Below are 7,552 nucleotides of genomic sequence, written 5' to 3'. Positions count from 1 at the left end.
AGTCGAAAGACTTGGGCTTTTTTACGTTTGAATAATGCCAATCAGAAAATCAACTCATCAGCTATATCTCATCTCTTTTACAACATGTTCCAAGTCCGTCAGGAAACGCATCTCAAGTGTGACTGAGCGTGGAAACAATGTCGTTATAGTCATAAGGTTTTGTCTCTCTGGATAGTGTTACCATAACCATAACCATAACCATAACCATAACCAAACTTGTTCTATAGGGGTGAGCTCAAGTGAGTATTGTGGACCATTGATGGCACTGGCATGACTCAATCCCCCTTGCATTATCGTCGCCATTCTAGCTAGAAACATCAATTATAACCCCACTATGACGGCATTACTCGCTAGCTCTAGATATGTGTTCAAGGAAATTTATAGTACAGATAGTGGGGGTGTTTACAGATAGTTTTTCAGAACCTACAACCAGGTATTTGTGCAAAAAAATGCCGACATATCTGTCGGCATACGGTTACGAATAAAATCGTTGTCGCTACGAATTATTCACTAGCATCAATGCCTTCTTCGATACCTCATGGGCTGCTTTCGACATATTTTGTTTCTCCAATGCATCAGCAAGATAAGCGTAGTCTGAAATATTAGAGCGTATAGATAATGCAGCTTCTAAATGCGTTTGAGCTTCTCGCCAGTTCCCTTCTCTGAGATAGAACTGAGCCAAGGCACTATGTGCGCTCGCATTGCTGGAATCTTTTTTAATGGTCCCCAATAGTAATTGAATCGGAGGATGCGAGTCTGACAAGTTGATGTCGGGTAGCAACGCATAAAGATCGGGCGTAGGTTGTTTTTTTAACGCTTCTTTCAATATGGTATAAGCTTGATTATCGGCTTTTCGGACAATAAGTTGCTTAATAAGGCAACCGATAAGATGGGTATCTGCTTTAACTTTTTTAGGTAACTTATCCCAATGATAAATTAACCCTTCACTGCCTTTTTGTGCGGCGATCTCACTGAGCAATCCACATTGTGCTTTTTGTTCAATCTGCTTTTGTTCCTCAGCATCAAGTAGTTTGTTTTTAGACAGTTTTGGGATCAGTTCAAGCAGAAGTTGCCATAGATTAAGTTCTAAGTAGACGGTCTTAAGCAGGTTGAGGATGATGGTATTGTTTGGGTAATCTGCTTTAAGATTTGAGAGTGTATCAAAGGCTAGTTCGTATTCTGATTCTCTTACTTGCTGCTTGGCTTTCGTCAGTTCAACCGCCAAATGGGCGTTCTCTTGCTCACTGGCTAGAGCTAAGTAATGATCGCGCTTTGTTTTATCTCCTAGCCCTTGTGCGGCTTCAGACGCAACCAAATAGCACAGTAATGGCATATCATGATGATTGGCCCATCGAGTCACTTTTTTCTCAGCACCTTTCCAATCGCCTTCTAGTAATTTAATGATGCCTTCGTTGGTTAAGCGCCTTGAGCGTTTGAGCTTTCTCACACTGAACCAGTTCCAGGTTGTTGAGCTTGCTCTTAGTGCTTTCTTAATCAAAAATTCTAAAAAGAACAGCGCCGCTAGAGTTGCGATGACGAAAATAACCAGTGTGGTAACGCTCATCTCAATGGTCTTATCCGCAATGGATATCAGTACGTAACCTTGTTGTCCTGAATACTGAGTGCCAATAAACAGGCCTATGCCTAAGGTTACGAATAGAAAAATCGAACGAAACATTATTTATCCTCCGTAACGAGAGGGGCAACTTCACGTCGTAAACGCTCTGTAATGACATCGGACAGAATATTTTGTGTGGTTAGCTTCCCTGGATAAGCTACCTGGATGTTTTGCTTTGATAAATGCTCGAGGGCTGCGTTGAACTCTTTAACCGCGTTATCGTTGGCGTTGAAAAAAGCACTCGACCATTGATGAGCGGTGATTAATGCGGTGTTATAGACCTCTTCTTGTTCAGCGTAGGTGGCCTTAATCGCAGTTTCCAACTTAGCCTTTATGTTCTCTCTTAAATAAAAGTCTTGCTGTGGAGACAGCAAAGGAACGATGTTGCCATCTCTGGTTCTGAACGTTATGAAATTCTTTGAAAAATCTTTAAGTGACGTTATTAAATTGTCTTGCCACTCGTAGATGTCTTTTGAGACGACAGGTGCTTCTTGAACCTGCGCTTCAGGAAGAATGGCATTGGCAAGAGGTAATGTGTCTGCTTGTTTTTGTAATGAGGTTAGGCGAAGAACAAGACCATCACGATCCACTATCGGTATTGATTTCAATTGGGTAATGTCAGTGGCTATCGCCTTTCGTAGCGGAACTAAACTTGGATCATTAAGAGAGGCGATACTTTGATCGGCACTTTCCATCAAGTGAGTTGCACTGACGGCGTCTTTCTCTAGAAATAATTTACGTCCTGCCAGTTTGACCAAGTAATCGGCTTCCGCTAGCAACCAATCATTTGGTCGACGACCTTTCATGTCGGCGAGAGCCATTTGCAAACTCTCAATGCTTTTTTGCTGCTGATTCAATAAGACTTCGGCTTTATTCGTTATTTGAGAAGCTTGATTGATGGTCTCTTTTTGGGCTTCTGCAACTTGTTGTGAGAACTCTGATTTCGATTCTGTTAATTGGATCTTTAATGCGTCAATTTGAGCGAGATTGGATTCGTTCTGCTGCTGAATTTTAAAGGAAAGCACCCCACCAATTAACAGGGATAAAATGATTGCAGCAATGCTTAGCTTACGCGAGTTTTTCACTGGTGGCTTATCCGTTGGTTTTGCTTTTTGACTGCGCTCGAATGCGTCTGACTTACCATCACTTATTTCAACACTCTTCTCGGAATTTGACGCCCCTTGATGTGCTTGAGGCTCTGGCGGTTTTTCTGAAGCTTCAATAGCCTGTTTCGTATTTTTCAGGCCAGTATCATTAGCGTCTGACTTGGTTTGTTTTTCAGGTTCAATATGCTCATTATTTTTTTTGCTTGTCATTGCTTATAGTCCTGTTTTTTTAAGCTGTAGAGCAGCCACTAAATCGCGGTTTGAAGCACTACCGGTATTCGTGACTGAGTTAAACCCTAATCGTTGTGCGTCGTTTGCTATTCGTTCACTTGGTACCAGCAACTGAAGCTGGTACAACCAACCGCGATAGGCTGGATCTATTTGAGAAGCGAAGAAATTCAATTGCCCAGTGCTTGTAATCACTAAGGTATCAATAGATTGCTTCTGCCAATTAGACACACAAGTATCGGATTGAAAATCTATGTAATCCCGTTGATAGACCTCTCGGTACTCAACTTGGGCTAAACGTGTTTTTAATGTGTCGTAAATGAGCTCTCGTCCACCATCACCCCGCAGAATAACAATACGTTTGCTCTGAATCGATTGAAGAGACGGTAGTGCCAATAAATGTTCACTATCACCAACCTTCGGGTAGTGTACTTTTTGTTGGGCGAGTTTGCTTAAAATCTGTGCGGTTTTTTGACCGACAGCAATATAGGTCGGATGAGTGGGCCAAGATTTTGAGCTGCTGAGTAAAGCTTGATGAGTTATGTCGACCGCGTGCTGACTGACCGCGATGACAATATCAAAGCTATCTAGATGCTTTATTTGTTCAATAATCTGTGGAACAGGGGTGATCGTAATCAGTGGATGGTGGAGCGCTGAAATCCCCACCTCCGATAGCTGCTGGCATAGCTGAAACCCTTGGGGTTCAGGACGAGTGACCAACACCGCCATAAATTATTCGTGCTCAGCGTACAATTTTGAAAGGATTTCTTTTGCGCCATCATCGAGCAATTGATGGGCTAATTGAACACCTAACTGCTCAGCTTGTGTTCTAGGGCCACGGATCTCTCCACGTACCATTTTTGAACCATCAGGTTCGCCAACAAGGGCACGTAACCAAATATCGTCACCTTCAAGTAGTGAATAGCTACCAATCGGAACCTGACAGCCACCTTCAAGCGTTAGATTCATCGCGCGCTCACATAGAACTCGGTCTGCTGTGTCTGCGTGATTAAGAGGCTCCAATAGTTTAATCAGTCGCTCATCATCCAAGCGACATTCGATTCCAACCGCACCTTGCCCTACCGCAGGTAACGATTGCTCTGGTTCAATGAAACTGCGAATACGCTCTTCCAGGTTTAAGCGTTTTAATCCTGCTGCGGCAAGAACGATGGCATCGTAATCACCGGCATCTAATTTCCCCAATCGCGTTCCAACATTTCCGCGCAGTTCTTTGATCACAAGATCAGGTCGAGCTTCAAGTAGTTGGCATTGGCGGCGTAGACTGCAGGTGCCGACAACCGCACCTTGTGGGAGTTCTTCAATACTCGCGTAGTGATGGGAGACAAAAGCATCTCTTGGATCTTCACGTTCGCAAATAGTGACAAGACCTAGGCCGTCCGGAAAATCAACAGGCACATCTTTCATTGAGTGTACCGCGAGGTCAGCACGCCCTTCTAGCATCGCGACTTCTAGTTCTTTCACAAATAAGCCTTTCCCCCCCACTTTTGCCAATGGTGTATCAAGGATAATATCGCCTTTGGTCACCATGGTAACGAGCTCGACTTCAAGGCCGGGATGAGCACACTGAAGAGCATCTTTAACAAAATAGGCTTGCCAAAGCGCAAGAGGGCTTTTTCGAGTGGCGATACGAATCGGGGTGGTATGGGTCATAGGTGTCTTCGTCGATTGATATTTTTCTTAATCCTACCACTCCCATTCTGAAAGTATTACTACTAGATCACTTGGTTATAAAATTGAGGATGAGATGGTACAATTAGCTGAAAATTATGTGAGATATCTCGCATTTGTGGTGTGACCTATTGTTAGGAATGCGAGTTAACTACGACACTAGGTAAAAATTAGAAATCGAAGATGCAGAAATGGCTTTTTTGTTTGAACTCGGTTCAATTCTTTACCAAATCAATAAAAAGTGTTAGATTGATCACGTTTTGTTATTGTGGTTTGCTCGAAAGATGAACGAAACACAACACTATAATTCAATCAAGGAAACACCCTTGCAGGCTTATACACAGACTTTAATCCAACGATTAGACCGCTTGAACCAGCAACGCATTGAGCGTGCGCTGGCGCTAATGGATCTGCAAGGTCAGCGTGTATTTAACCTTATCCCGCTTCTTTTTCATTTTGACCACCCTATTATTCCTGGTTATTCAGGCGGTGAAGCGCCACACGGAATTCTCTCTTTTGAAGCCTCGGATATTCAACGTCAATACATTGAAGACACAGAAAAGACAGTTAATCACTCATTAAAATCCTCTGATACGCCTGCTATTTTGGGGTTGTACACCATGGGCAGCACGTCTTCTATTGGTCAGAGCACGTCGAGTGATTTAGATATTTGGGTGTGTATTTCACCCAATATGACACTCGAGCATAGAGCAATCCTAACGAGTAAGTGTTTAAATATTACCGATTGGGCAAAAACTCAGGGTATTGAAGCTAACTTCTTTTTGATGGATGAAACACGGTTTAAGCATAACCACTCTGAAGAGATGACCGGTGACAACTGTGGGTCCTCTCAACACTTACTGCTTCTTGATGAATTTTATCGTTCAGCCGTTCGTCTCGCGGGGCAGAGACTGTTGTGGCAAATCGTTCCTCCTGAAATGGAAGAGTGCTACGACGATTATGTAAAACAGCTTTGTGCTCGCGGTGGTATTGACTGCAGTGAGTGGATCAACTTTGGCAAACTTAATCGCATTCCGGCAGAAGAGTATTTTGGCTCAAACTTGTGGCAGTTGTATAAAAGTATTGATTCTCCCTATAAGTCGGTACTTAAAGCGATATTGCTTGAAGCATATTCATGGGAATACCCAAATACGCAATTATTAAGCCTCGATACCAAGCGACGTTTCTTTGCTGATGAGCCCGATTTGTATGGGATGGATGCTTATTATTTGATGCTTGAGAAAGTGACGCGTTACCTAGAGCGAATCGGTGATGAATCTCGGTTGGACCTGGTAAGACGTTGCTTTTATTTAAAAACACATGAAAAGCTCTCTAGAGAGCCTGGTGTCGGCTCTGTAGCGTGGCGTCGTGAAGCTCTCGCTGACATGACGAAGCATTGGAATTGGGGTTCGGACGTGATTACTGAACTCGATGATCGTCGCCATTGGAAAGTAGAGCAAGTTAAGATTGTGCATCATGCCCTGCTTGATGCTCTAATGCTCAGCTATCGAAACCTGATTCAGTTCGCTCGAAAAAATGACATTACCTCAGCCATTAGCCCTCAAGATATTAGTATCTTGGCTCGTAAGCTCTACGCCGCATTCGAAGTGCTTCCAGGCAAGGTGACATTACTTAATCCACAGATTTCTCCTGATTTACATGAGCCTGATTTAACCTTCATCGAAGTTCAAAACAGTCATTCCAATTTACCCGGTTGGTATTTGTATAAGCAGCCACTAATACCGCATCGTATTATTGGTCAGCCAAGCCTCGAGCATCATGAATACCTCAGTAAGTTAGTGGCATGGGCATTCTTTAATGGCATGATTACCGAATCGACCCGTTTGCATTCGGTTGTTCGCAAAGCTCAGTTAGACATTGATAAGTTTTATCAGATGGTGAGTGATCTGCGTAATACCTTCTCTTTACGTAAACGTCGCCCAACGATGCAAGCGCTGGCAAGTCCATGTGAAATTAGCCAGTTGGCTATGTTTATTAATTTTGAAAGTGATCCCACGGCTGACATCAACACCAAGACTATGCGTGTTGATATGAAAGATATTGATATTTTCAGCTTTGATAAAGAGCAGAAGAGCTTAATCGGCAGTGTCGATTTGGTTTATCGTAATTCATGGCATGAAGTTCGAACTCTGCATTTTCAGGGTGAAACAGCGATTTTAGATGCACTGAAAACCGTGTTAGGCAAAATGCATCAAGATGCGATACCCCCGGAATCTGTCGATGTTTTCTGTTACGCCAAAAATTTTCGTGGTGTGATTCGAAATACCGTATACCAATTGCTTGCTGAGTGTATCGATTTACGTTTGAAGCCAATTGAAAAAGAAAAACGCCGCCGATTCAAAGCGATGCGTATTGGACAGCAGATGTATGGATTGTTTTTTGAAAGACGGGGTGTTTCCGTTCAGAAATTAGAGAACTCTATCGATTTCTATCGGAGTATTTCCACCAATAAGCTCAATGGCTCTCCACTATTGATGATCGACAAAGAGCAAGATTGTGAGCTGCCCGTTGTCATTGATGGCTTTGCGAGTGAAGGCTTAGTGCAATTTTTCTTTGAAGATACCGATCAGGGCTTCAATATTTATGTGTTGGACGAAAATAACTTGAGCGAAGTTTACCACCAGTTTAGTGGTGAAAAAGATGACATGATTACAAGCGTCAATACTTTTTATACTTCCGCCAAAGATGAAACCTTAGCGTCTTGTGACGCCATTAACTTCAACCTGCCTCAGTACTATCAAATCGTTCATCCTGAGGAAGGGGATTGTTATGTTGTCCCTTATAGAAATGATAATGCGGCTTATTCCAAGCCATCGAGAGTAGTCAATGCATAAATAAAAAAGAGTACATTACGTACTCTTTTTTATTGCTTTAAAGATTGAGAATCGCC

5 protein-coding genes are annotated in these 7,552 nt (G+C 42.8%); 1 reads left to right on the top strand and 4 read right to left on the bottom strand.

Features of this window, described 5'->3' with window-relative positions; genetic code table 11:
- Positions 1-496: 496 nt before the first annotated feature.
- From A1QO_RS06210 to hemC, 4 genes are read right to left on the bottom strand one after another with little or no spacing between them, the layout of a single operon-like run.
- On the bottom strand, positions 497-1,678 hold the full coding sequence (locus tag A1QO_RS06210; RefSeq protein WP_017040845.1) for a heme biosynthesis protein HemY: 1,182 nt from the start codon (positions 1,676-1,678) through the stop codon (positions 497-499).
- Positions 1,678-2,934 (bottom strand): uroporphyrinogen-III C-methyltransferase, encoded by a 1,257-nt coding sequence (locus A1QO_RS06205; RefSeq protein ID WP_017040844.1) that lies wholly within the window; start codon positions 2,932-2,934, stop codon positions 1,678-1,680. The genes A1QO_RS06210 and A1QO_RS06205 overlap by 1 nt, the downstream gene beginning before the upstream one ends.
- Before the next feature lie 3 nt (positions 2,935-2,937).
- Positions 2,938-3,681, bottom strand: coding sequence for a uroporphyrinogen-III synthase (locus A1QO_RS06200; protein ID WP_017040843.1), 744 nt, complete (start codon positions 3,679-3,681; stop codon positions 2,938-2,940).
- Between the two features lie 3 nt (positions 3,682-3,684).
- Entirely contained in the window at positions 3,685-4,623 is a 939-nt protein-coding gene (gene hemC, locus A1QO_RS06195) for a hydroxymethylbilane synthase (protein WP_017036835.1), read from the bottom strand.
- Between the two features lie 344 nt (positions 4,624-4,967).
- Between hemC and A1QO_RS06190 the strand changes: the two genes are divergently transcribed.
- Positions 4,968-7,496 (top strand): class I adenylate cyclase, encoded by a 2,529-nt coding sequence (locus A1QO_RS06190; RefSeq protein ID WP_017036836.1) that lies wholly within the window; start codon positions 4,968-4,970, stop codon positions 7,494-7,496.
- The last annotated feature ends 56 nt before the right edge of the window (positions 7,497-7,552 follow it).

It is taken from the genome of Vibrio genomosp. F10 str. ZF-129, from assembly GCF_000287055.2.
In the GTDB taxonomy this organism is placed as follows: Bacteria; Pseudomonadota; Gammaproteobacteria; order Enterobacterales; family Vibrionaceae; genus Vibrio.
Note: the sequence above shows the minus strand (reverse complement) of the source record. Positions and strands in the feature narration are given on the sequence as shown.

Excerpts from the sequence above, each read along its gene's own strand:
- A1QO_RS06200 (WP_017040843.1), bottom strand. The coding sequence starts at position 3,681 with ATGGCGGTGTTGGTCACTCGTCCTGAACCCCAAGGGTTTCAGCTATGC.
- A1QO_RS06210 (WP_017040845.1), bottom strand. The coding sequence starts at position 1,678 with ATGTTTCGTTCGATTTTTCTATTCGTAACCTTAGGCATAGGCCTGTTT.
- hemC (WP_017036835.1), bottom strand. The coding sequence starts at position 4,623 with ATGACCCATACCACCCCGATTCGTATCGCCACTCGAAAAAGCCCTCTT.
- A1QO_RS06205 (WP_017040844.1), bottom strand. The coding sequence starts at position 2,934 with ATGACAAGCAAAAAAAATAATGAGCATATTGAACCTGAAAAACAAACC.